General features: G+C 61.2%; 18 protein-coding genes. 6 read left to right on the top strand and 12 right to left on the bottom strand.

From position 1 onward, the window contains the following. The first annotated feature begins 62 nt into the window (after positions 1 to 62). A complete protein-coding gene (locus tag AC07VO_RS28180) occupies positions 63 to 1,148 on the top strand; it encodes a 2,3-butanediol dehydrogenase (RefSeq protein WP_225602761.1) in 1,086 nt (361 codons plus the stop codon). A gap of 71 nt (positions 1,149 to 1,219) precedes the next feature. Here AC07VO_RS28180 and AC07VO_RS28175 read toward each other — a convergent pair whose 3' ends face one another. From AC07VO_RS28175 to AC07VO_RS28120, 12 genes are all read right to left on the bottom strand, one after another. Next, a complete protein-coding gene (locus tag AC07VO_RS28175) occupies positions 1,220 to 2,275 on the bottom strand; it encodes a hypothetical protein (protein WP_192350288.1) in 1,056 nt (351 codons plus the stop codon). 33 nt (positions 2,276 to 2,308) lie between these two features. Then, the gene (locus tag AC07VO_RS28170) at positions 2,309 to 4,117 is read right to left on the bottom strand and encodes a hypothetical protein (protein ID WP_192350290.1); all 1,809 of its coding nucleotides are present in this window, start codon (positions 4,115 to 4,117) and stop codon (positions 2,309 to 2,311) included. Positions 4,118 to 4,120: 3 nt separating this feature from the next. After that, the gene (locus AC07VO_RS28165; protein WP_192350292.1) at positions 4,121 to 5,431 is read right to left on the bottom strand and encodes a hypothetical protein; all 1,311 of its coding nucleotides are present in this window, start codon (positions 5,429 to 5,431) and stop codon (positions 4,121 to 4,123) included. A gap of 19 nt (positions 5,432 to 5,450) precedes the next feature. Beyond that, the gene (locus AC07VO_RS28160) at positions 5,451 to 6,374 is read right to left on the bottom strand and encodes a hypothetical protein (protein WP_138867414.1); all 924 of its coding nucleotides are present in this window, start codon (positions 6,372 to 6,374) and stop codon (positions 5,451 to 5,453) included. A gap of 67 nt (positions 6,375 to 6,441) precedes the next feature. Further along, entirely contained in the window at positions 6,442 to 8,820 is a 2,379-nt protein-coding gene (locus tag AC07VO_RS28155; RefSeq protein WP_138867415.1) for a hypothetical protein, read from the bottom strand. Between the two features lie 10 nt (positions 8,821 to 8,830). Further along, positions 8,831 to 9,970, bottom strand: coding sequence for a hypothetical protein (locus AC07VO_RS28150; protein WP_019651677.1), 1,140 nt, complete (start codon positions 9,968 to 9,970; stop codon positions 8,831 to 8,833). Beyond that, the gene (locus AC07VO_RS28145) at positions 9,949 to 11,394 is read right to left on the bottom strand and encodes an alkaline phosphatase family protein (RefSeq protein ID WP_192350294.1); all 1,446 of its coding nucleotides are present in this window, start codon (positions 11,392 to 11,394) and stop codon (positions 9,949 to 9,951) included. The genes AC07VO_RS28150 and AC07VO_RS28145 overlap by 22 nt, the downstream gene beginning before the upstream one ends. Further along, positions 11,384 to 12,616: a metabolite traffic protein EboE gene (gene eboE / locus AC07VO_RS28140; RefSeq protein WP_192350296.1), complete on the bottom strand. Its 1,233-nt coding sequence runs from the start codon at positions 12,614 to 12,616 to the stop codon at positions 11,384 to 11,386. The genes AC07VO_RS28145 and eboE overlap by 11 nt, the downstream gene beginning before the upstream one ends. Next, entirely contained in the window at positions 12,613 to 13,497 is an 885-nt protein-coding gene (locus tag AC07VO_RS28135; protein WP_192350298.1) for a TatD family hydrolase, read from the bottom strand. The genes eboE and AC07VO_RS28135 overlap by 4 nt, the downstream gene beginning before the upstream one ends. A 36-nt stretch (positions 13,498 to 13,533) precedes the next feature. Further along, the gene (locus AC07VO_RS28130) at positions 13,534 to 14,307 is read right to left on the bottom strand and encodes an EboA domain-containing protein (RefSeq protein WP_192350300.1); all 774 of its coding nucleotides are present in this window, start codon (positions 14,305 to 14,307) and stop codon (positions 13,534 to 13,536) included. Further along, positions 14,304 to 15,194, bottom strand: a complete 891-nt coding sequence (locus AC07VO_RS28125) for a UbiA family prenyltransferase (RefSeq protein ID WP_028940744.1) — start codon at positions 15,192 to 15,194, stop codon at positions 14,304 to 14,306. Before AC07VO_RS28125 ends, AC07VO_RS28130 begins: the two co-directional genes overlap by 4 nt. Then, entirely contained in the window at positions 15,191 to 17,077 is a 1,887-nt protein-coding gene (locus tag AC07VO_RS28120; protein WP_192350302.1) for a 3-dehydroquinate synthase, read from the bottom strand. The genes AC07VO_RS28125 and AC07VO_RS28120 overlap by 4 nt, the downstream gene beginning before the upstream one ends. Positions 17,078 to 17,180: 103 nt before the next feature. Between AC07VO_RS28120 and AC07VO_RS28115 the strand changes: the two genes are divergently transcribed. From AC07VO_RS28115 to AC07VO_RS28095, 5 genes are all read left to right on the top strand, one after another. After that, a complete protein-coding gene (locus tag AC07VO_RS28115) occupies positions 17,181 to 17,513 on the top strand; it encodes a hypothetical protein (RefSeq protein ID WP_192350304.1) in 333 nt (110 codons plus the stop codon). Positions 17,514 to 17,679: 166 nt separating this feature from the next. Continuing rightward, on the top strand, positions 17,680 to 18,585 hold the full coding sequence (gene ltnD / locus AC07VO_RS28110; protein WP_018928932.1) for an L-threonate dehydrogenase: 906 nt from the start codon (positions 17,680 to 17,682) through the stop codon (positions 18,583 to 18,585). Positions 18,586 to 18,595: 10 nt separating this feature from the next. Then, on the top strand, positions 18,596 to 19,894 hold the full coding sequence (gene otnK / locus AC07VO_RS28105; RefSeq protein WP_192350306.1) for a 3-oxo-tetronate kinase: 1,299 nt from the start codon (positions 18,596 to 18,598) through the stop codon (positions 19,892 to 19,894). Next, positions 19,891 to 20,529 (top strand): 3-oxo-tetronate 4-phosphate decarboxylase, encoded by a 639-nt coding sequence (otnC, locus tag AC07VO_RS28100; protein WP_192350308.1) that lies wholly within the window; start codon positions 19,891 to 19,893, stop codon positions 20,527 to 20,529. The genes otnK and otnC overlap by 4 nt, the downstream gene beginning before the upstream one ends. A 194-nt stretch (positions 20,530 to 20,723) precedes the next feature. Further along, a complete protein-coding gene (locus AC07VO_RS28095) occupies positions 20,724 to 22,184 on the top strand; it encodes a GntP family transporter (RefSeq protein WP_018928934.1) in 1,461 nt (486 codons plus the stop codon). Positions 22,185 to 22,262: the final 78 nt, after the last annotated feature.

Raw genomic sequence — 22,262 nt, 5'->3', positions numbered from 1 at the left:
GCCAAGGCCAACGATTTCAAGGAGATTCCAACATGAGCCTTCCAATTGATCCGACCCGCAGCATGCGTGCCGCTGTCTGGCATGGTCGTCACGATATCCGCGTCGAAGATGTGCCGTTGCCCGTCTCGCCACCGGCGGGCTGGGTGCAGATTCGCGTGCAATGGTGCGGTATTTGCGGCTCCGACTTGCATGAATACGTCGCCGGGCCAGTGTTCATTCCGGTGGATGCGCCGCACCCGCTGACCGGCATCAAGGGGCAGTGCATTCTCGGTCATGAGTTCTGTGGCGAGATCGTCGAAATCGGCGCCGGGGTCCAGGGGTTCAGTGTGGGCGAACCGGTGGCAGCCGATGCCTGTCAGCACTGTGGCACTTGTTATTACTGCACCCATGGGCTGTACAACATTTGCGAGAACCTGGCGTTCACCGGGCTGATGAACAATGGCGCGTTCGCCGAGTTGGTCAACGTACCGGCCAACCTGCTTTACAAGTTGCCGGCCAACTTTCCCGCCGAAGCCGGGGCGTTGATCGAACCGCTGGCAGTGGGCATGCACGCGGTGAAAAAGGCCGGGAGTTTGCTGGGGAAAAATGTGGTGGTGGTTGGCGCGGGAACCATCGGCCTGTGCACCATCATGTGCGCCAAGGCGGCTGGCGCGGCCCAGGTCATTGCTCTGGAAATGTCGGGAGCGCGCAAGGCCAAGGCCCTGGAGGTGGGGGCGAGCCAGGTGCTGGACCCCAATGAGTGTGACGCGTTGGCTGAGGTGCGGCGGCTGACCGGCGGGCTGGGGGCGGATGTCAGTTTCGAATGCATCGGCAACAAACACACGGCCAAGCTCGCCATCGACCTCATCCGCAAGGCCGGCACGTGTGTGCTGGTGGGCATCTTCGAGGAGCCCAGCGAGTTCAATTTCTTCGAGCTGGTCGCCACCGAAAAACAGGTGCTGGGGGCACTCGCCTACAACGGTGAGTTCGCAGATGTAATCGCCTTTATCGCCGACGGCCGGCTGGACATCACGCCGCTGATAACCGGGCGTATTCAGCTGGAACAGATTGTCGGGCAGGGCTTTGAGCAATTGGTTAACAACAAGGAGCACAACGTGAAAATCATCGTGTCACCCGCTCGAATCCGAGACGCCTCAGAAAGCGATTGACGCGAACCGAGCCTGAACATTCCTGCCAAATTCGGGGCAGGTAATGTTCAGGCAACGTGTGGCCCACCTTTTCAGAGCTGCACCCGCCGCAGCCTGCCGCTCAACGGGACGACGGTGTTGTCTGGCACGGGCAGTGGCCGGCCGGTCAAACCCATGCCTTCGCTCACCAGTACCGCATCCTCCAGCAGACACAGGTTGGAAGGGGTATCCAGGTCGCGGGCGAGCACGGCGACCTGGGCGGTATGCAAGTTGCAGCTCAGCAGTCGCCCGGTAAAACGGGTAAAGCCGCCATGCAGCGGTTCGCCGTTCCAGTCGGGTGGCAAGGGTTGCTGCAGGCGGTCGCAGAGCTCCAGCACCAACACGTTGCCCTTCGGACACAGCGCCAGTCCGGTGGGCAGTTGCAGGCCACGAATCAGGAGCTCGACTTGCCCACTGTCAGGCCAGACCCGAATCACCTGGCCGGCCTTCTCGGCGAAGTCGATACCCTTGCGCGTCGGGTCGCCCTGCAACTCTCCGGAAAACAGACTGATCAGCACTGCGTCGGTCGCCGGTTCGTACACCAGGGTCACCGGGACGGCTTCCTGGCCCTGGTCCAGTTCGGGCAATCGGACCAGCACGCGTTCGTCCTGTCCGCTGGCGAATTCCACCAACTGATTGGTATCGGGTTTGACCGCCAGCCAACTGCGGCGGGTCGGGTGGTAACACAGCGCATTCAGATTGCCACGGCTGTGAAACACCGGTTCGGGCGGTGTGAATTGCAGGTCCAGCAGTTTGGAACCCTCGACGTAATCGGTCTGGCTGACCAGACAGCGCCCGTCACCGCAGGCGATGTCCGACAGCCCCATGATTTCATCGCGCAGCATGCGAGCCTGCATGTTCATGGCGCGAAAACCTTGCGCCAGTATCTCGCCGGGCAGATAGGCGCCGGGCTTGTGCGGATCCGGTCGCAGTCGACTGATACGACCGCTGAAGGGCTGTTCCGGCAGGCCCGAGCCGGCTTCGGTCAGCAGCAGGCTGCCATCGGCCTGCACGCAAATGCCCCGAGGGTTCAGCAGGCCTTCGGCGATGATGGTGCTCGGGCACAGGGTTTCGCTGGGCCGCGCAGGGATATTAATGGGAATGGGCATAGGGCTCTCTCCATGAATAACGGATGGATGCGGTTACTGCGGCGGTTGCCACGGTTCACCGGTGAGATAAGCCCGGAGCAGCGCCCGCTGGCAGGGCGACATCGAGCGCACCACAGGCATGAACAGCGTGGTGCCTTTGTACGCATCCGAAGTTCGGGCGAGAATGGGGTTCTTGGCGCCCATGACCGCGTCGGGCTGATTGAGCGGGATGTAGCGCGACATGGCGGGGAAGGCCAGGTAGTGAAAGCGCAGGACGTTCGGGTACATCAGCTCCCAGGTGATGTGGGTGCCCGCGGGGATGCCGAAGTCGGTCTGTGCGTATTTGCGGAAGCTGGTGAAGTAGCCACTGCTTGGAAGGCCATTGGCTGTGTAGGTCAAGGCGACAAAACCCGCCTGGGCGGCAGAACCCGCTTTGACGGTGACCGGGAAACTGATCGCGAGCTGGCCAGGGTTAACGGTCAGCGATGCAGGAAAATCGAGGAAATCCCAGTATTGCGGTTCATCGTAAACAGCAGGAGCAGCAGCCTGCAGGTCGATTTCGGTGGCTTTGGGGACCGGACCGCCCAAGTACCTGACCTGCAAGGTGATCGACAGGCCATTGGGGTAGTCCTCCAGATACACGTTGCGCTGATCGGCATACACCCGATAGGTCGATTCGGTGGCTTGCAACGTGGTACCGGCGACCTTGCCGGGCGCGTTGATCGCCAGGGCGGCGGTCTGCACTGCCTGTAGCTGGTTGGCGGTCAGGGGCAGGTCGACGATGCCGCCATACACGTAGTAGTCGAATAGAAAGCGGTTGGTCGGGTCCAGGGTGGCCAGTTCAGTGGTGCCTGCGGTGATGGTGACGGGGCCGTAGTTCGCGTTCGGTCCGATAGGGCTGGTGATATCGTCCCTGACGGCCCTGAAGGTTTGCTTCGGAATGACGTTCACCATGTCGATGCTCAGGTAACCGTTGCCGCCCAGGTCGGCATAGCCGGCATTCCCCGTACTCTGGTTGACCAGTTGCCGGCCCGGCTGGCAGTTCAGCGGCTCGTCGGCGAAGGCCGGGGCCAGTGTACCGATGACCCTGCCGATGCTCGGGTTGGGGGTGTATCGGCCGGCGGCATAATCGGCGTCCAGTTGTTCCGTGGTCATCGTGGGGCACATTTCGAACATGACGAAACGCAGGACAATGCCGGTCGCACCCGGTGCCTGGATGATCGAGCGCAGGCCACTGCTGTTCTGGTTCCAGCTGACGATGCTGCTCAAAGGGAAGGTCAGTTGAAACGTACCGCTGGCGTGGAAAGATCCCGGCGCATCCATTTTCGCGGGCAACAGCACACGTCCCGCCACGTCGAAACTGCTGCACACGGTATTACTGCGAATCAGCAACTGGATGTCGCTGTTACCACCAATCTGCAGGCCGCCGACGAATATCTGGGTGGTCGTTGAGGAGGTGGGGTCCAGGTCCACCATCATCGGGCCGGAGACGGGGCCTTGTCCGGTCACCGGATCCACCGAGCCGAGCAGATAAACCGGCTGGCCCACCATGTCGCCGGTGGTGCTGATGCTGCCCGGATTGCCCTGGGAACTGATCAAGGCGTTCTGCATGTCGACGACATGCTGCCCATAGTGATTCCAGCCGCCAGCGGTGTAGTAGTCGCCGTCGGGCGCGTTGATCATGTTGTTCAGCTGATCGTCGGTATAAGACTGAGCAGTCGGTGCCAGGGTCGAGGTGGTCAGGTCGAAGAGCGGCCATTCCTCATTGCCGTCGTAAGGAATGGTGGGGGAGTTGTTTGGCAGGCTGACGTCCGTGCGGATGCCGCCCCAGAAATTCAGGCGTGGTCCATTGAGAATGCTCATGATCTATTCCTCGTCCTTGGTGGTTTTGCCGACAGGCGCGTTGGCGAATTTGAACATGTAGGAGAAATCGGCCTTGTAGGGACTTTTGACCGGTGTCGCCATGGAGTGGCAATTCATGCAGCTGCTGTTGGGCTGGATGTAGCTCTCCATGGTGACGTTGGCCGAGAGCGACGGGGTCGGCTGGCCCAGTGGATTGCTGGGGTTGTCCGGCATCAGCGGGCGCTGGGTGGTGATGAGTTGGTAGTACTTCAGCACGCTTCTTTGCAGGCCCGGGTCGGTGCGGTAATTGGTGTTGACGGCGTTGGTGATCTCGGCAATCGGGGTGACCCGGTTCAGCGGGTTCGGGGTCTGGAACGTGGTGCCGGGTTTGGGCACGCAGACCAGTTGTCCGCCCTGAGTCTGCCAGTCGCAGGGTGACTGGTTGAGGCTGACGAGGGGCGCGGTGGGGTTGAAGTAGGAATAGGTTGTGCCGGGTGTCGGCTGATCGACCCACTCACCGTGTACCAGTTCCTTGGGCGGAACGTTGTCGATCTGCTCGAAGGTCGACCAGATCCACTGTGGATAGCCATTGACCTTGGTGATGATGTGCAGGCCCACCAGGCCCAGGTAGGCCTCGGTGACACCGGTGCGCTGGCCCTGGTCGTTGAACGTGGCCACGCGCGCCAGCATGGTCAGGTAGTGGCTGGCATTGTCGTTGGGGGTGAGGATGCGCCAGCTCGACTTGACCTCGATGACCCCATTGGGGAAGTTGATGTTATTGGCTTTGGAAACGACGTCGGCGTTATAGAAGTTGTTGTTGACGATGTAGTCGTAGGACGTCTCGTTGGCCGAGATGTCGTAGTAGGTCGGGTTACCTGCCTGGTCGATCAGCCAGCCGCCGACGGCCTGGTCGACGGCATTCACCTGGGTGCTGTTCTTCAGCGCGGCGATGTTGATGATGCCCAGGCTTTTGGCGGTCTGCGGGGTATTCCACGGGCCAGGATTGGCACCCCTCGGCAGAAAGATTTCCTCCACGGTCTTGTAGGTTTGCCAAACGGTGTAGCCGGGATCCCCAAGCTGTTTGGCGCAGTCGGGATCACCTCGTTGCCCATCCTGTGCGGGCCAGTTCAAAGCGATGAACATCTGCCAGCTGTATTGATCGAACTGGTCCTGACTGGCGGTGGCGACCGGCGCGGTGCTGGGGGGTTGGCAACTCAGGTTACTGGCCTGCGTCGACGGCATGGCCTGTTCTCGGGCCAGGGCCTGCTCCAGGATCAAGGCCGGCAGACTGGCCAGGCCCACTAACATCACGCAGAAACGGAATGTGGTTTTCATGGCGATCCTTCGTCGTTATTCAGGGTTTGCGTTGCATGAGCTTGTTCCACTGCGCCTTTTGGCCGTTGCTCTGTGACGCCGGTGGCTCGAACAATTGGCAGGGCGGCGGATTCGCCGGGCACATGGCGGCCACTTGCGCCCAGGTCTGGGCCGGGTCCGGTTTGGCGATGCGGAAGTTGGTGTAGTTCTGGCTGACGATGGGGGCGTTGGCGACGCTGGCATCACCGGAGAAATAGAACGATTGCGGATGCCGGTAGGGCGGTTGTCCCGTGACGTTCTTGTAGAAGGCGTAGCCGAACAGGATCGGGCCTTGTGGCGAGTCGACATCCAGGGCATAGGCTTGCACGCTGCCATTGAGGTTCTGGCTGCGCGCGGCACTGTAGGGCAGGTGCTTGATGAAATCCTGCCGTGGTGGGTGGTTCATCGGCGAGAACATGCAGCAGGCCGGCATGTCCTTGGGACGGTCCTGGGGATAGGTCAGGAAGTAGGCCTTGTTGCCCAGCGACACGAAGGAGCAGGTGTAGTTGTTGTTCTTGATCGGGAAGATCGGCAGGCAGTATTTCTCGTAGTGTTCCATCATCGCGCCGAAGCCGTCGCCATCCGGCGGGATGTAGGCGGTGTCGTAGTAACTGGTGCCGCGAGAGACGGTGTAGTCCGCCGGGGTCAGGGTGGTGGGTGGATTGCTGTAGGGCGGCGGGTTTTTCTCGTAGTTGTGCATCACCCGGTACATGGTCCAGTCGCTGATCCAGTAGGCCGGGAAAAACGGATCGGAAGGCTCGCCCGGTGCTCGTGTTGCGATGCAATTACCGTTCTGTTCATTGCACCCCTCGGTGTTGTGCACCCCCATGGTGAAGTACACGGCACCGCTGTCTGCCTGGGCGAATAGAGCCGGGATGAGTAGCAGGGTCAACAGCAACAGCCGGTTCAAAATGCTGGCTTTCATATGACACTCCTGTGAAGTGCCGGGTGACAGACTCGTCACCCGGTGGTCCTGCTTGAGCGTTGTAGTTTTAGCTTTGTTCGTAGTCGCTCATGCTGAGCGGGATGGGCGGGTAATTGCGTTTCACCAGGGACTGCGCCCACAGCTCCAGTACGGCGCGTCGGCTTTGTGACATGTCGCGGGTGATGGGCATGGCGAGTGTGCTTTCCTCCTGGTACTCCTTGCTGATCAGCACAATCAGTTGGTCGATGGCGCCTTCAACTCGTGCCTGGGAGTTGAGCGGCATGAACTTGTTCATGATCGGGTACAGGTAATAGAAGGTCTGCAAGATGCGTGGGTAGATGAAGTTCTCCCACAACAGCGTCGCGGCGTTCTGACGCGTGCAGATGGAGTTCCAGTAGGTGATGAAGTCCTGTTGCAACTGAGGATCCAGTGGCAGGACGCGCATCGGGGCGAGGAAGTCTGTGTAGGCCTGGGTGTAGTTGAAACTGAAGGGGACGGCCGGGTTGTTGTGATCTTCCTGCACGAAGAACCGCAGAGTGGGAAAACCCGGGGCTCGAGCACTCACGCCCAGTTGGGCAATGCCGCTGGCGTTGGTGGTGATCTTTGCAACAGAGTAATTGACGATGCTGTTCTGAGCATCGCGCAGCGTCCCGGTTCGGGAGATGGCTGAGTCGAATGTCAGGCAAGGGCGCAAATTGACCGCGACTGGTTTGCCCAAGTCATGCAGGAACTGCTGATAATTTACCGGTATTCCCGAAGGCCCGGCATTCGACGTATCCACGGCCTGTAGGGCGATGAGTCCACGGCCGCTACCGGTAGCCAGGTGGCTTGATATCGCGAGCATGTCGTTGAATTGCGGCAGATTGGGCTTGTTCAATGTACGGTCTGCCGGATGGTCGTAGAACAGTGTGAAGTCGGCCGGATTACTGAATGCCAGATAGTAGTTGCTGGTGGTCACCGAGAAGGGGTTGCCATACTCCGCCACCCACAGCACGGTGTTGGCCGCTGGCTTGCCATCCTTTTGCACCATGATTTGCAGCGTCTTGTGATCACCCACGTCGATGAAACTGCCGCTTTCTATCACTTCGGCGGTCCACATCTGCTGAGTGGAAGCGATCTGGGGCGTTTGTGTGCCCTGTAGCTGCAGCTCCAGAGGGCCGGCCTGCAGGGTCGCCTTGTCTGCGTCGTTGAGCGTGAAGTCCAGAAGGCCGGAACGTTTGTCGAAGGCAGCTTGTCGATACTGCTCGAAACCGAAGTTGATCACCGGGTTGAACTGTCCATCCTTGCGTACGCCCAGTAGATAGTTGCCGGCATGGAATTTTTCGGCCGTCGGGATCGGGGCGTTGGAGTCCACTGGATAGAACGGAAAAGTGTTGCCCAGATCCAGCGACAGGGTGTTGCCGGTAATCTGGGCCGACATCACACCCAGTGTGATGCTTGTGGCATCGACAGGCTGGTTTGTTTTGAAAACAGGTACCGGATTGGCAGATACCAGGCGCCGGCCGGCGGGTGCGGTGGGGTATTCGTCGGCAAACCAGAGACCCAAGGTCGCTGCGGTGCGGCTGTAGGCGGGGTTGAAGAATATATCGGAAACGTTGTCCAGGCCCTTCTGATACATCGCTTGCACTTTGGCCATGTCCGCGGCTGTCGTGGAGTGGGTATTGATCGGCGGGAAATCGTTGAAAATGCCGTTCTTGTCATAGTAGGTCAGGTAGGTGGAAAACCTGAACATCAAGCCACGAGCTCCTTGTTGCTTCATCTGCTGTTGAAGCTGACTCAGCAGCGCGGAGTTGCCGATAACCCATTCCAGGTTTTCCTGAGGAAAGCAGGTCTGCCAGGTGGTGGTGACATACTTCAGACCACCGAGGGCCCCCCAATTGAAGTTCAGGAATCGATCCAGCATCCGGTATTGCCGATTGAGGGTCAGGCCGCATTTATCATCCCCCAACATCAGCTTGTCGAAATACAACGCGGTGAAGGTGTTCTGCCACGGGCTGATGTCCACGAAGCGCGCGGCAGTAGGACTGGCGCTGCCAAAGGGGTTACCGAGCAATTGGTAGTTCTTGCCGACCAGCGCATCCTGGGCGATGTAGTTGTTGGCCTGCAGCTCGCCGCCGATGACCACGGAGCGGATATCGTCGTAGCTCACCGTGCCGCAGGCATTGTCGCCAAACAGATCCCATTCTGCGGGAATGTAGGGGGTCGGACTGCCATTGGTCGGCACCATCGACACATAGTCCGGGACGTTGTTCACGGGACTGATGACCCAGGGCATCAGCTTGTTGGGGGCGTTCTGGCGCGTGATGTCGTAGAAGTTCACAAACGGCCAGTTAATATCCATGTTGACCGCGTCATAGAGTGGAAACACATCGTTGTTGTTGGCTGTTGGCGGGTTCCAGAACATGTGGCCGTTGAGGTAGATACGGGGGAAATTCAATACGCTCATGTCATGCTCCTTAGCGTTGCCACTGGGCGTGTTTCAACGACCAGACAAAATCCAGTTTGTTGTAACCGGCGAAAGCCGAGTTCGGCAGCGGGGTGGTGGGGTAGACAATGCCGCCCTGTTCTTTCAGGGCGAAATTGAAGTAACCCTTTTGGTTCGAGTAGGCGGCGGTGCCGTGGCAGGCCAGGCAGGATGAGGTGTTCTGGAAGGCCGATTCCAGCTGGGAGTTGGCCAGCACCTGAGTGATGGGCTGGAATTCCACCCCGATCAGTTCGTACTTCGACAGGGAGGGATTAGCGGCCTGAAAGCTGGTATTGACCGATTGGGCAGCCGGTGTCGGTCCTGTGGTGTTGGTCATCGGGGTGGCCGGTACGGCATTGGTCACGGTGTACTTGCTGTTGTTGATGTTTTCGAAGGTGGTCCAGACCCAGTTGGCGTTCAGCTTGTTGACGACGTGTAAGCCGCTTAATGCTGCATAGCCGACCTTGTATTGACCGTTTTTCAGGTAATAGGCCTGGGCGATGTAGTAACCGTCTTTCTCCAGTTTCTGTTTGTAGGTCGCGTCGGAGCCGATCCACAGCCAGGAGGATTTCAGCTCCCAGGCAATGGGCGGAAACTCCAGATTGCTGGTCAGGGCGGCCTGGCCGTTCATGTTGTAGACCTGCTTCTGCACGATGTAATCGAACGTGCCCTGGCCCATCAGCAGCTGAAAGCGTACAGGGTTGCCTTTTTCTGTTGAGGGCACTGCGCCGCCCATCTGCAGAATCAAGCCATCGACCTGTTGGGTGGCATTGAGGTTATGGAAGGTTCGGGACATATCCATTCCTAGCGCCTTGGCCTGTGTAAGCACCGCGTTCGGCGGCGGCACAGCCGTGCCATAGGGGGCGGGCTTGGCGCCGTTGGGCAGGTAGACCTGATCGGAAGGCTTCATGGATTCCCACTCGCGGTTGGGGCTCCCCGCGGCAGCGGGCTGGTTCAGGCAGACGAACCAGTTCCAGGCCATGGTCTCGGGGCTCTGCGCAAACGCGGCCCGGGTCTTGTCGACGTCTCCTCCAAATTGCAGAAAGTTGCTGCAGTCAAAGGTGTTTGTGCTCTGAGCCTGAGCCAAACCGGCCAAGGCACTCAGAACTGTTATAGAAATGGCTCGCCGCATGGAAGCTCCTTGGCATTGGCCGGGTCGGTGTGTGAATGCCCCAGGAAGTGTTCCAGGAGCAGTTGCTTCACTGCCGTGGCCGCAAGGCGCTGGGGCAACGGCAGATCGCAATTGGTGATGAGCAGCGGGCCGGTGTTCTCGCTGTCGGGCAGGCGACCATGGCTGCCACGGACCAGGCGGGTGTCCAGCGGAATCAGGTCCATGTAGTAGCGAAAGCCGAGCTTTTTCTGCAGCAGGCGGCGCGCCACTTTCAATTTGGGGAAGCGAATGGCCGGGTCGATGAACAGTTCCAGCGGGTCGTAGCCGGGCTTGCGATGGATGTCCACGGTGCGGGCAAAGTCGGGTGCCTTGCGATCGTCGAGCCAGTAGTAGTAATCGAACCAGTAACCCGGCGCGGCCACGGTCACCAGCTCGCCGCTGCGCGGATGATCCAGTTGCCAGGCCCGTTGTTCGGCTTTATCCAGCACCTGCTCGATGCCGGGCTGGCGCTGCAGCAGCGCTTTGACGCGAGGAATGTCTTGCGCCTGTTTCACGTAGATGTGCGCGATCTGATGATCGGCCACGGCAAAGGCCGCGCTGGCGCCGGGGTCGAGCAACTCCCAGGTCAGCGACTGGCGCACCTGCAACAAGCCTTCCGAGCGCAACAGCCGGTTAATCGATACGGATTGCTGTACCGCTTCGATCCCATATTCGGACAACAGCATCACCGCCGCACCTTGCTCCTGGGCAAAGGCCAGCAGGCGACCCACTTCACTGTCGATGGCCCGCACCTCGTCGGCAATCGACGGATGATCGGGGCCCAGTCGCTGCAGGCAGTAGTCGAGATGCGGCAGGTAAACCAATTGCAGATCGGGTCGATCAATCTGGAACTCGGCGATGGCGCAGTCGACGATCCAGCGGCTCGACGCGATGCCGGCCGCCGGGCCCCAGAAACCCGGAAACGGGAATTCGCCGATCTGCTGCTCGATACGCTCATGCAACGAGGCCGGCGACGAATACAGGCCGAACAGCTTGCGGCCATCGGCCGGGTAGTGCGGGCGTGGGGTGATGGCGGCGTCCACGTCCGCATACATGTTGTACCACCAGAACAACTGGCTGCAGCGAAAACCCGGGAGTTCGCGCTTGAGCGTCTGCCAGACCTTTTCTCCCTGGATCAGTGCGTTGGGTTGCAGCCAGAAACGCACTTCGGCCTGGTCGCGAAAATACCAGCCATTGCCCACGATGCCGTGTTCCGACGGCGACGCGCCGGTGAGGATCGAGGCCTGCACTGTAGAAGTGACCGCCGGAAACACGGGTTGCAGGCTGGCCATTTTCGCCGTTTTCAACAGGGCATTGATGTGCGGTGTCGCCGGCCCCAGCAGCGCGGGGGTCAGCCCGACCACGTTGATCAGCAGCAGCGGTTGACGCGGGTGATCAGAGGGCATCGGCGTACGCCTCCCGCACTTGGGGTTGCAGCAATTGACGCTGGCGCAGTTGTTCTTCGACCCAGTGCAGTTCTGCGGCGATTCCCTGCAGTTGGGCGTGCTCGGTGTTGGGCCGCAGTTGCGCGGGCAGGACGCCCCAGCTGTAGGTTTCCACTTCCAGCACGGGACGAAAATCCCCATGGTCTGCGAGAAAGTCGAAAGTCTGCGACAGCGCGATCTGGCTGCCGCTGAGCTCACGCAGCAGCAAGTGTTCGCTGAACAGCGGAATGTGGAAATGAATCCGCAGTTCGGGGTATTGCCCCAGGTTGTTGGCGCAATCGTCGAGGGCGGCGGGCAGGTCGGCCCAGCCCGATAACCGCGCCTGTGCATCGCGGGCTTTGACTTGATGCAGGTAGGTGGTTTCGGCGAAGTCGCTCAAGGTCTTGAGCACGTGTTCGCGCCGGTTGTGGTCTTCAGCGGGCAGGCGACAAATCAGCGCGTTGGACAGCTGGATCTTGCCGACAGGCACCCGGGCCTGGCGCAGCTTTTCCAGCGACTGATAGCAGTGTTCGAAAACCACGGCCTGGTGGCAGACATCAAAACACAGCGCCAGATAGTCATGGTGCGGGTCGCTGGCTTGGTAGCGGTGGAAGAAGGCGATGGCCTGGTCGGTGTTTTCCAGCACGCAGTCCGGCTCCATCTCCAGGCAGAACACGATCTTCTTGCCCGTCTCCCGATGCAGCCTGGCCAGTGAAGCCGTGAGTTGGCGCAGCAGATGTTCGGCACGCTGCTGTCGCCGCGGGTTCCAGTCGGCGGCATAGCCCAGTGGTACGGTGGAAATCACGCCTTGGGGGCAATCCGACGGCAGGGCGTGCGCCAGGATTCGGGCCAGATTCAGGCTGTACGCCAGCCGTTTCGGATCAGTCCAGTTGGGCAAATAGACGTCGGCTTTCACCGCGCCCTGATGAAATTGGCCATAGGGAAAGCCGTTAAGTGAAGTCAGCCGCAGCCCACTGCGTTGCAGCAGGCTGAGGAAATCCGCGCGAGCTGACGCCTGCTGTAGTTCGGCCGCGGCGAGGGCGCTGATCCACAGCCCACTGTCTTGCTCGTTCAGGCCGCGCAGGGTGCGCACACCCCGGAAATGCCATTCGATGGATGACCGTAGTCCCGCCAGGTCACGGGTCGGGTGCACATTGCTGCAATAACCGACCTGCGCGGCAGCCCAACCCGTGCCGGCACTCATTTGATCACCGGTTCCTGGCCACGCAGGGCAGAGTTCTCCTGCCACTGCCGACGCTGGTCGATGGGCAGCGGGGTGCTGACCAGGGTCTTGTCCAGTTGGCCGCTTTGGGCAAAAAAGTCCACGGGGTTGTGGAACAGCACCTGTTCGACCTGGCTTTCGCTGAAGCCGGCAGCCAGCATCGCTTCGCCCGTTTTCGGCACCTTGAGCGGATCGCTGATGCCCCAGTCGGCAGCGCTGTTGACCACCATTTTCTCCGTGCCGTACTCCTGCAACAGGGCGACCATGCGCTGTTCCGACATCTTGGTGTTGGGGTAGATCGAATGGCCGCGCCAGCAGTCGCTGTCCAGCACCAGCGGCAGGGTCAGTTCGTTGAGGTGGTCGATGATCACCAGGTGCTCGGCAATCCCGACTTCGCGAATCACCGCCAGGGTGCGTTTGGTCCCACCGATCTTGTCGCGGTGCGGGGTGTGCACCAGCACCGGCAAATTGAATTGTTTGGCCAGCTCCAGCTGAGCAGCGAGGAAGCGATCTTCCTCCGGGGTGATGTCGTCGTAGCCGATTTCGCCGACCGCCACAACGCCGTCTTTCACCAGGTAGCGCGGCAGAATCTCCAGCACTTCATTGGCCACCGACAGGTCATTGGCCTCCTTGGGGTTGAGGCCGATGGTGCAGAAATGATGAATGCCGAACATGCTGGCGCGAAAGCGCTCCCAGCCCAACAGGGTGTCGAAATAGTCGATGAAACTGCCGACGCTGGTCCTGGCCTGACCCTGCCAGAAGGCCGGTTCGATCACCCCCGTGATACCGGCGGCGGCCATGTTCTGGTAGTCATCGGTGGTGCGGCTGACCATATGAATATGCGGGTCGAAGTACTTGAGCATGGTAAATCCTCGTCAAGGAAAAGGAGTCGTTGAGTGTCAGTTCTGTGAGGTGCCGGCCAAGTACTCATGCCACTCAGGCGGCAAGCGTTGCTGCTGACTCAGGCCGGCCAGGCGCTGGTGTTGCGCCGGGCTGAGCAGGTCGAAGGCAATCACTCGGGGCAGCCCGGCGGACACCGTTCGTTCGGCGGCAAGCTGTTCGTCCAGCAGGTCGAGGGCCAGCTGGTTGAGGGTGACGCTGTGTCGTTGGGTCAGGCCGATCAGGCGTCGTATATCGAGCCCCATGCCCAGCGCCTTCAGCACCAATTGATGGAAGGCCCGTTCGCTGTAATGGCGCGATGGGTAAAGGGTGTCGAGCGCGAGGGCGGCGAACACCTGGCTGTTACTGGTACGCCCGGCCTGCAGCGCCAGTTCCACGCAAAGCCCGCGACTGTCGAGCCAGTCGAGGGCCTTCAGAGTGGCGATTTTTTCTTGATCGTCGCCCCACAGAAACAGTTGGCGCAGCAAGGGCAGTTGCCCGGCGAGGGGCTGTTGCTCCAGGACCTGAGCCAGCAACAATGCCCGCGCCAGCTGGACGTTGCTCCAGCCGGGACTGTGGGGCAGCGGTTGTTCCTTGAGGTTGCGCTTGCACTGGCTGCTCAACAGCGCCGCGGTATTGGCGTCCGGGCGTTGGGCAAGCCGCTCCTGGGCCTGGCGCCACCACTGCAGCTCGGTGTCATCGAGCTGTTGGGTGAGGGCCTGGTGTTGTTCGGCGAGGCAGTCGTGGCGCATTTCGAGGGCCGCCGATGGCGATGCAGTGACGTCCATGTTCATGTCGGTTTGATCCAGCGCTGGAAGTGTGGAAGCAGGAAAAACACCAGAACGCATAACAGGCTGCCCAGCGGCTGGTTGGCCACAGCCAGCACCAGGGCATCAAACAGTGGCAGAGCCGCCAGGCCAGCGCCGATAAAGGCACGGACTTGCCGTTGCTGCGGGTTGGCCAAGTGGTGCCAGTAATGCCAGCCCAGCCAGCCAAGCCAGAGCAGCAGCACCGGCCAGAACCAGGCGTTGTCGGAATAGATCGCCAGCGCCAGCGGGCTCAACATCAGCAGTAGAGGCAGGCGGCTGAGCAACTGGTTGTTGTGCTCCTGACGAGCCAGGTAGGTCAGGCCGCTGATGTAGACGCCAAGCAACATGGCGCACAGCCAGATCGGCTCCGGCGGCACCGCCAGGCTGGCCGCCGCCGTCAGGTAGAGGGCCGAGCGGCAGGCGCCCATCAGCCAGACGCTGTGGGCGTATTTCTTGTGCAGCACGTTGTAGCCGAGGATGCAGCCCACCAGCAGGGTGGCGCTACCCAGCAACCAGTGCGGTTGATCGATCAACCGGCTCAGGCCCAGTACCGAGGCCGCAGCCAGTATCAGCAACAGCGCAGTAGCCAGCCCCACTTGCTGGCGGCTGACCAGGCCCAACGTGATCGGGCGCGGGTTGTGGTGCTGTTGGTCCCAGTCGGCGTCCAGCAGGTCGTTCAATAACATGCCGGCCAGATACAGCAACGACAGCGCGGCCAACAGCAGGATCCACACCAGCGACGACGGCGGCGCCAGGGCACCAGCGCTGCTGGCGAGCAGGGCGGCGGCCAAGGTGTTGGTCCACACGGTGGGCAGGTTGGATACCCGGCCGAGGGTCATCCAGGTTTTCAGGTTCAGTGGTGTCTGGCTCATTGCGCGCAGCCCTCGCTGAGGGTGAGCGCCGGATCGATGCGGGTCGACAGCCGTTGCAGCGCCTGTTCCATCCGCGCGGCATCGATCTCGTGCAGGTCCACCGACTCGCCGATCCGGCTGAGCATGGGGATGGAGAGTTGCCCGCCCAGGTGCTGGCGGAATTCCTCCAGACCGAGCAGAACCAGCGAGCGTCCCTGTGCATCTTTCAAGGTCAGTTCCGGCGGGCTCAGGCTGAAGCCGAGCTTGAGCAACAGGTTCAGCAGCCGTTCGGTGTCGGCATCGCTCAACAACCCCAGGGCATTGGCATAGAGCCCATCCAGGGCCATGCCCACCGCTACGGCTTCACCATGGCGCAGTCGGTGCTGGCTGAGGTTTTCCAGTTTGTGCGCGGCCCAATGCCCGTAATCCAGTGGCCGTCCGTTACCGCGCTCGAAGGGGTCGCCGGCACCGGTGATGTGCGCCAGGTGCAGTTCGGCGCAGCGGCGAATGGCATAGCGGCTGGCCGAGTGATCGAAGTGGGCGAGGGCGTCGGCCTGTTGTTCCATCCATTGGAAGAAGGCCTGGTCTTTGATCAGCGCCACTTTTACCGCCTCGGCCAGCCCGGCGATCTGGTCGCGGCGGGTCAGGCTGGTCAGCAGCTGGAAGTCGTTGATTACCGCGGTGGCGGGGTAGAAGGCGCCCAGCAGGTTCTTCTGGCCGAAGGCATTGATGCCGTTTTTCACCCCGATGCCGGCGTCGTTCTGCGCCAGCACGGTGCTCGGGATGCGGATCAGGCGAATGCCACGGTGGAAGGTGGCGCAGGCGTAGCCCACCGCATCCAGCACCGCACCGCCGCCCAGGGCCAGCACATAGCAATGCCGGTCCAGCCCATGCTGCAGCATATCGGTGTAAAGCTGCTGCAACACCTGTGAATCCTTGCTCAGTTCGCCGGCCGGCACTGCAATCGGCGCGGCCTGCAAATGCAGGTCCGCCGCATGGGCGGCAAAGTAGGCGTCGATCTGTTCCAGCAGGTGCGGGGCGCTTTGCAGCAGTTGTTCATCGGCGAACACCAGCACCGTCACCGGGCCCCGGTGCTGTGGGGTGAGTCTTGCGGTGAGCTGGCGGTGCAGACACGGATTGGACGGCTCGAACAGGTGATCGGTGAACACCACCGGGTAGTCGTAACGGACCTCGAAACGCCCGTGCAGGGAATGCTCGGCGTTTTGCTTGCGCAAGGTTTTGAACAGGCTGTACCCGGCGATAAACAGCCCGGGCAACACCATGCTGGCGAGCAGGGTCACCAGCAGCGCGTTCTGCTCGACGAGGTAGATGCCGATGGCGCTGTAGGCCAGTGCCAGACCGGCATTGGCCAGGGTGGTCACTAACACGAACGCGGGCAGCGGATAACGTTGCATCCCGGCGGCCACCACCGAGGTTTCGGCCAATACCGGCACGCCGCGCAGGCAGATCAACGACAGCGTGCCCAGCTTGTATGCCAGTTGCCCCGGCTGGCGCTGATGCAGGCCCAGGCGGCCGGACAGCAGCCGAAAATAACCCGCCCCCAGCGCATACCCCAGCCCGGCCCCCAGGCACAGCCCCACGAAAATCACCAGGTAGCCGCCAACAGCGCCGAGCATGGCCACGGCCAGCAGCGCGACCATGCTCGAAGGCACCGGCAGCACCACGTCCAGCGCGAGCAGGGCGATCAGCAGCAGGGCCAGGTTGAGTTTTTGGGTGGGAGTGGAAGGCTGGTACAGGTTGAGATGGGTCAGGAAGTCCTGGATCTGTTGTTCGAACAACAGAAAGCTGGCGATCACCAAGCCTGAGAAGCAAAGCAATGAAATCCAGAAATGACCGGCAGGCCCCCGTTGCGAGAACGCACGATACCCATGGCTGCGCTTCATCAAGCATCCCTCTTTATTTTTATGACTGATTCCGTGTCAGTAATTAAAAGCAGCGTCTGGTTGGTATTGGATCGATAGGTTCTCTCGCCTGAAGGGCTGGTTTATGTACGGTTTGGTTACGCCTGTAGAGATAGTTCTGAACTTAGACGGTCGTGGTGTTTTTGCAAGGCGGCCTGATGGCGATCTGACTTTTTTCACCTGCGTGAACGCGACCCGTAGCAGCTGTCGAGCCTGCGAGGCTGCGTTCGGCGGCGCAGCCGTCGTGAATCCGGCTGACGTGGTTTGCCTGATGCACCGCGAGTTCTGGTTTTACGACTGCTGCGCAGCCGAACGCAGCCTCGCGAGCTCGACAGCTGCTACAAAAAAGCGTGTCGCGGCTATCGATGTTTTTGGGGTGATGTTAAAAAATGTTATTTTAAAAAAATACTTCACATAATCCGCTCATTGGTGGATTATCTGCTCAACCCGTGTCAAGCAGCTCGCAGCTGCCACTGTGTTGGGCGATCCGCTGGCCATGCCGCCGGTGCCCATCTCTACATCGCGGCCCGCCGCCTGCGCTTTACCGGCGTGGAACAGGCCGTTGCTTCCCTCAGGAGTACCCCATGAATAACAAGAATGTCGGTGTTGTCGGTCTGGGCGCGATGGGGTTGGGCATTGCCCGCTCACTGTTGCGCAGTGGTTTCAATGTGCATGCCTGTGATGTGCGTGCGCAGGTAACTGAACAGTTTGCCGGGGAGGGCGGCGTGGCGTGCTCTTCGCCCGCGCAGATGGCGGCGGCGTGCGACGTGATCATTACCGTGGTGGTGAACGCCGAGCAGACCGAAACCGTATTGTTTGGCGAGGGTGGCGCCGTCGCTGCGTTGCGCCCGGGCAGCCTGGTGATCGGTTGTGCCACCGTGGCCCCGACCTACGCTGTCGACCTGGGCCAGCGCCTGACCGCCCAGGGCTTGCTGTATCTGGATGCCCCGATCTCCGGTGGCGCAGCCAAGGCGGCTGCCGGTGAAATGACCATGATGACGTCCGGCCCGGCCGACGCTTACGCCAAGGCCGAAGCCGTCCTGGCAGGCATGGCTGGCAAGGTTTATCGCCTGGGCGACAGCCATGGCCTGGGTTCGAAGGTCAAGATCATCAACCAGTTGCTCGCCGGTGTGCACATCGCGGCCTCTGCCGAAGCCATGGCGCTGGGCCTGCGTGAAGGGGTCGATGCCGACGCGCTTTACGAAGTGATCACCCACAGCGCCGGTAATTCCTGGATGTTCGAAAACCGCGTGCCGCACATTCTCAAGGCTGATTACACGCCATTGTCCGCGGTGGATATTTTCGTCAAGGACCTGGGCCTGGTTCTGGATACCGCACGGGCCAGCAAATTCCCGCTGCCGCTGTCGGCCACCGCCCACCAGATGTTCATGCAGGCTTCCAGTGCCGGCTTCGGGCGTGAGGACGACTCGGCAGTAATCAAGATTTTCCCCGGCATCGAGTTGCCGACTGCCAAGACCGAGCCGGTTTGAGGAACACCCAATGAACACTACCCCTGCACGCCCATTGCTGGGCTGCATCGCCGACGATTTCACCGGTGCCACGGACCTGGCCAACATGCTGGTGCGCGGCGGTATGCGCACCGTGCAAAGCATTGGCATTCCGAGCAGCGAAGTGGCGGCCGGGCTCGATGCCGATGCGATCGTCATCGCCCTCAAGTCACGCACCATTCCAGTCGCCGAAGCGGTCGAGCAATCCCTTGCCGCGCTGGCCTGGTTGCGTGAGCAAGGCTGCGAGCAGATTTTCTTCAAGTACTGCTCGACGTTCGATTCCACCGCGGCCGGCAATATCGGCCAGGTCAGTGAAGCACTGCTGGCGGCGCTGGGCAGCGACTTCACCCTGGCGTGCCCTGCGTTCCCCGAGAATGGCCGGACGATCTTTCGCGGTCACTTGTTCGTCCAGGATCAACTGCTCAGCGAGTCGGGCATGCAGAATCACCCGCTGACGCCGATGACCGATGCCAACCTGGTGCGGGTGCTGCAGTCGCAGACCCGTCTGAACGTCGGCCTGTTGCGCTACGACACCATTGCCCAAGGCGCCGAAAAGGTACGCGGGCGCATCGCCGAACTGCGGGCTCAAGGTATCGGTATGGCGATTGCCGATGCCTTGTCGGACCAGGATCTGTACACCCTCGGCACGGCCTGTGCCGACTTGCCGTTGTTGACTGGCGGCTCGGGGCTGGCCCTGGGCTTGCCGGAAAACTTCCGTCGCGCCGGTAAATTGCGCGACCTCGATGCCTCGAAACTCCCGGCGGTGGCTGGCGGTGAAGTGGTGTTGGCCGGCAGCGCTTCGATCGCCACCAATGGCCAAGTCGCGGCCTGGCTCGAAGCCGGTCGACCCGCGTTGCGGATTGATCCGTTGGCCCTGGCGGCTGGCGAACCCGTGGTGGCCCAGGCTCTGGCCTTCGCCAAGAACAATGAACAAACCGTATTGATCTACGCCACCAGCGCACCGGACGAGGTCAAGGCCGTGCAGCAGCAGCTCGGCGTCGAACAGGCCGGCAGTCTGGTGGAAAACGCCTTTGGCGAAATTGCCCAAGGCTTGCGTCAGAGCGGCGTGCGGCGCTTCGTGATCGCCGGCGGTGAAACTTCGGGCGCGGTGGTTCAGGCGCTGGGCGTACAACTGCTGCAAATTGGCGCGCAGATTGATCCGGGTGTGCCGGCAACCGTCAGCAGCACCGATGAGCCTCTGGCCCTGGCGCTCAAGTCAGGCAACTTCGGTGGTCGGGATTTCTTCAGCAAAGCGCTGAAGCAACTGGCCCAGACCGGAGGTGTGCAATGAGTAATGAAAACGCCCTGCGCGAAGAAATCTGCGACGTTGGCCGCAGCCTGTATGAGCGCGGTTACACCGTCGGCAGCGCCGGCAATATCAGCGCACGGCTGGACGATGGCTGGCTGATCACGCCGACCGATGTCTGCCTCGGCCGCCTCGATCCGGCGGCCATCGCCAAGGTCAATCTGGCTGGCGAATGGGTGTCTGGCGACAAGCCGTCGAAGACATTGGCGTTGCATCGCCAAGTCTACGACCGCAACCCGAGTGTCGGTGGTGTGGTGCATACCCATTCCACTCATCTGGTGGCGTTGACGTTGGCAGGTGTCTGGCAGCCGAACGACATCCTGCCGCCATTGACGCCCTATCAGGTGATGAAAGTCGGGCATATCCCGTTGATCAGCTACCAGCGTCCCGGCTCGCCAAAGGTGGCCGAACAGGTCGCACAACTGGCCAACAGTGTTCGCGGCGTGATGCTCGAACGGCTGGGGCCGGTGGTCTGGGAGAGTTCGGTGTCCAGAGCCAGTTACGCCCTGGAAGAACTCGAGGAAACCGCGCGGTTGTGGCTGATGAGCAATCCCAAGCCCGAACCGCTCGATCAGGCAGCACTGGACGAGCTGCGAGCGGCCTTCGGCGTGCACTGGTAATGCGCTGAAGTTTTTTAACACGATAGACCGATAAAGCAGGCCCTGTTCGGGAGACGCGCAGCGACTCCCACGACCCCGGCTTGCCTGAAAAATACAATAACAAGAGGACATCCAGGCATGACTCATCTTCACTGCGGCATTTTCAGACCCGGTTGCAGCACCCTTGTGTTCACCCGGCGCGGAGGGCTTGTGAAATGAGCCCGTTAATCCTGATGGTTACCGCGGGGCTAGGGATCGCTCTGTTGTTGTTTTTGGTGCTCAAGTACAAGTTCCAGCCGTTCGTGGCGTTGATGCTGGTGAGCATTTTGGTGGCGCTGGTGGCCGGGGTGAAACCGGCCGACCTGGTCGCCACCATCGAAGGCGGCATGGGCAAGACCTTAGGCCACATCGCGATCATCATTGCCCTGGGCGCGATGATCGGGCGGATCATCGAGCTCTCCGGTGGTGCCGAGGCGCTGGCCAAGACGCTGATCAGCCGTTTCGGCAATCGACGCACGCCGCTGGCGCTGACGATTGCCGGGTTCATGGTCGGGGTGCCGGTGTTCTTCGAGGTCGGTGTGATCATCCTGATGCCGCTGGCCTATGGCGTTGCCCGCAGTGCACGCAAGCCACTGTTGGTGTTTGCGCTGCCGATGTGTGCTGCGTTGCTGACCGTACACGCCTTCCTGCCGCCACACCCCGGCGCGGTGGCCGCTGCCAGTCAGTTGGGTGCCGACCTCGGTCGCGTGCTGATGTTCGGTCTGCCGATCACCGCGTTCCTCTGCTATGTCGGTTACCGCGTGGCCGGGCGCATGACCCGTCGGGTGTACCCGATGACCGACGATATCCGCGCCGAAGTCTATGGCCCGCATGTCACCAACGAAGACCTGGTCGCCTGGGCCAATGGCAACGGCAAGAGCGCTGAACGAGCTGCCGTGGCCGCGTCGCACATGGGCCTGGAAGAGTCCACCAGCGCGATCGTTTCCAAGTTGCCGCCGGCACCCGCGCCGGGTTTTGGCATGATCGTCAGCCTGATCGCGCTACCGATCATTCTGATTCTGCTGGGAACACTGTCCAACTCGTTGCTGCCTGCCGACTCGGTCCTGCGCGGCATCATGACCGTGCTCGGTGCGCCATTGGTGGCGCTGCTGATCGACACCTTGCTGTGTGCCTGGTTGTTGGGGTCGCGTCGGGGCTGGAGTCGTACCCAGGTGTCTGACGTGATCGGTTCGGCCTTGCCAGGTGTGGCCATGGTGATTCTGATTGCCGGTGCCGGCGGTGTGTTCGGCAAGGTGCTGGTGGATACCGGCATCGGCGCGGTGGTCTCCGATTTGTTGCGCACCACCGGTCTGCCGGTGCTCGCGCTGGGCTTTCTGCTGACCATGCTGTTGCGTGCGGTCCAGGGCTCGACCACGGTGGCGCTGGTGACCACCGCCGGCATCATCAGCCCGCTGATCGCGACCCTCAACCTCACCGCGAATCACATGGCGCTGCTGTGCCTGGCCATGGGCGGTGGCGGGTTGGCCATGTCCCACATCAATGACGCTGGTTACTGGATCTTCACCAAACTGTCCGGGCTGAACGTGGCCGATGGCCTGCGTACCTGGACCGTGCTGACCACCTTGCTCGGCACGCTGGGTTTCGGTATTACCTTGCTGATCTGGCCGTTTGTCTAACGAACTGTCGACTTGTAGGAGCCAGGCTTGCCGGCGAAGGCGTCTTTAAGAGCGCCTTCGCCGGCAAGCCTGGCTCCT

The organism is Pseudomonas sp. GW821-FHT03E01 (assembly GCF_059420765.1).
Note: the sequence above shows the minus strand (reverse complement) of the source record. Positions and strands in the feature narration are given on the sequence as shown.

What these genes read in the sequence shown, in the direction of transcription:
- eboE (WP_192350296.1), bottom strand. Translation starts at nt 12,616, where the DNA reads ATGAGTGCCGGCACGGGTTGGGCTGCCGCGCAGGTCGGTTATTGCAGC.
- AC07VO_RS28130 (WP_192350300.1), bottom strand. Translation starts at nt 14,307, where the DNA reads ATGAACATGGACGTCACTGCATCGCCATCGGCGGCCCTCGAAATGCGC.
- AC07VO_RS28170 (WP_192350290.1), bottom strand. Translation starts at nt 4,117, where the DNA reads ATGAGCATTCTCAATGGACCACGCCTGAATTTCTGGGGCGGCATCCGC.
- otnC (WP_192350308.1), top strand. Translation starts at nt 19,891, where the DNA reads ATGAGTAATGAAAACGCCCTGCGCGAAGAAATCTGCGACGTTGGCCGC.
- AC07VO_RS28095 (WP_018928934.1), top strand. Translation starts at nt 20,724, where the DNA reads ATGAGCCCGTTAATCCTGATGGTTACCGCGGGGCTAGGGATCGCTCTG.
- AC07VO_RS28155 (WP_138867415.1), bottom strand. Translation starts at nt 8,820, where the DNA reads ATGAGCGTATTGAATTTCCCCCGTATCTACCTCAACGGCCACATGTTC.
- AC07VO_RS28145 (WP_192350294.1), bottom strand. Translation starts at nt 11,394, where the DNA reads ATGCCCTCTGATCACCCGCGTCAACCGCTGCTGCTGATCAACGTGGTC.
- AC07VO_RS28115 (WP_192350304.1), top strand. Translation starts at nt 17,181, where the DNA reads ATGTACGGTTTGGTTACGCCTGTAGAGATAGTTCTGAACTTAGACGGT.
- AC07VO_RS28180 (WP_225602761.1), top strand. Translation starts at nt 63, where the DNA reads ATGCGTGCCGCTGTCTGGCATGGTCGTCACGATATCCGCGTCGAAGAT.
- AC07VO_RS28120 (WP_192350302.1), bottom strand. Translation starts at nt 17,077, where the DNA reads ATGAAGCGCAGCCATGGGTATCGTGCGTTCTCGCAACGGGGGCCTGCC.
- ltnD (WP_018928932.1), top strand. Translation starts at nt 17,680, where the DNA reads ATGAATAACAAGAATGTCGGTGTTGTCGGTCTGGGCGCGATGGGGTTG.
- AC07VO_RS28125 (WP_028940744.1), bottom strand. Translation starts at nt 15,194, where the DNA reads ATGAGCCAGACACCACTGAACCTGAAAACCTGGATGACCCTCGGCCGG.
- AC07VO_RS28160 (WP_138867414.1), bottom strand. Translation starts at nt 6,374, where the DNA reads ATGAAAGCCAGCATTTTGAACCGGCTGTTGCTGTTGACCCTGCTACTC.
- otnK (WP_192350306.1), top strand. Translation starts at nt 18,596, where the DNA reads ATGAACACTACCCCTGCACGCCCATTGCTGGGCTGCATCGCCGACGAT.
- AC07VO_RS28175 (WP_192350288.1), bottom strand. Translation starts at nt 2,275, where the DNA reads ATGCCCATTCCCATTAATATCCCTGCGCGGCCCAGCGAAACCCTGTGC.
- AC07VO_RS28135 (WP_192350298.1), bottom strand. Translation starts at nt 13,497, where the DNA reads ATGCTCAAGTACTTCGACCCGCATATTCATATGGTCAGCCGCACCACC.
- AC07VO_RS28165 (WP_192350292.1), bottom strand. Translation starts at nt 5,431, where the DNA reads ATGAAAACCACATTCCGTTTCTGCGTGATGTTAGTGGGCCTGGCCAGT.
- AC07VO_RS28150 (WP_019651677.1), bottom strand. Translation starts at nt 9,970, where the DNA reads ATGCGGCGAGCCATTTCTATAACAGTTCTGAGTGCCTTGGCCGGTTTG.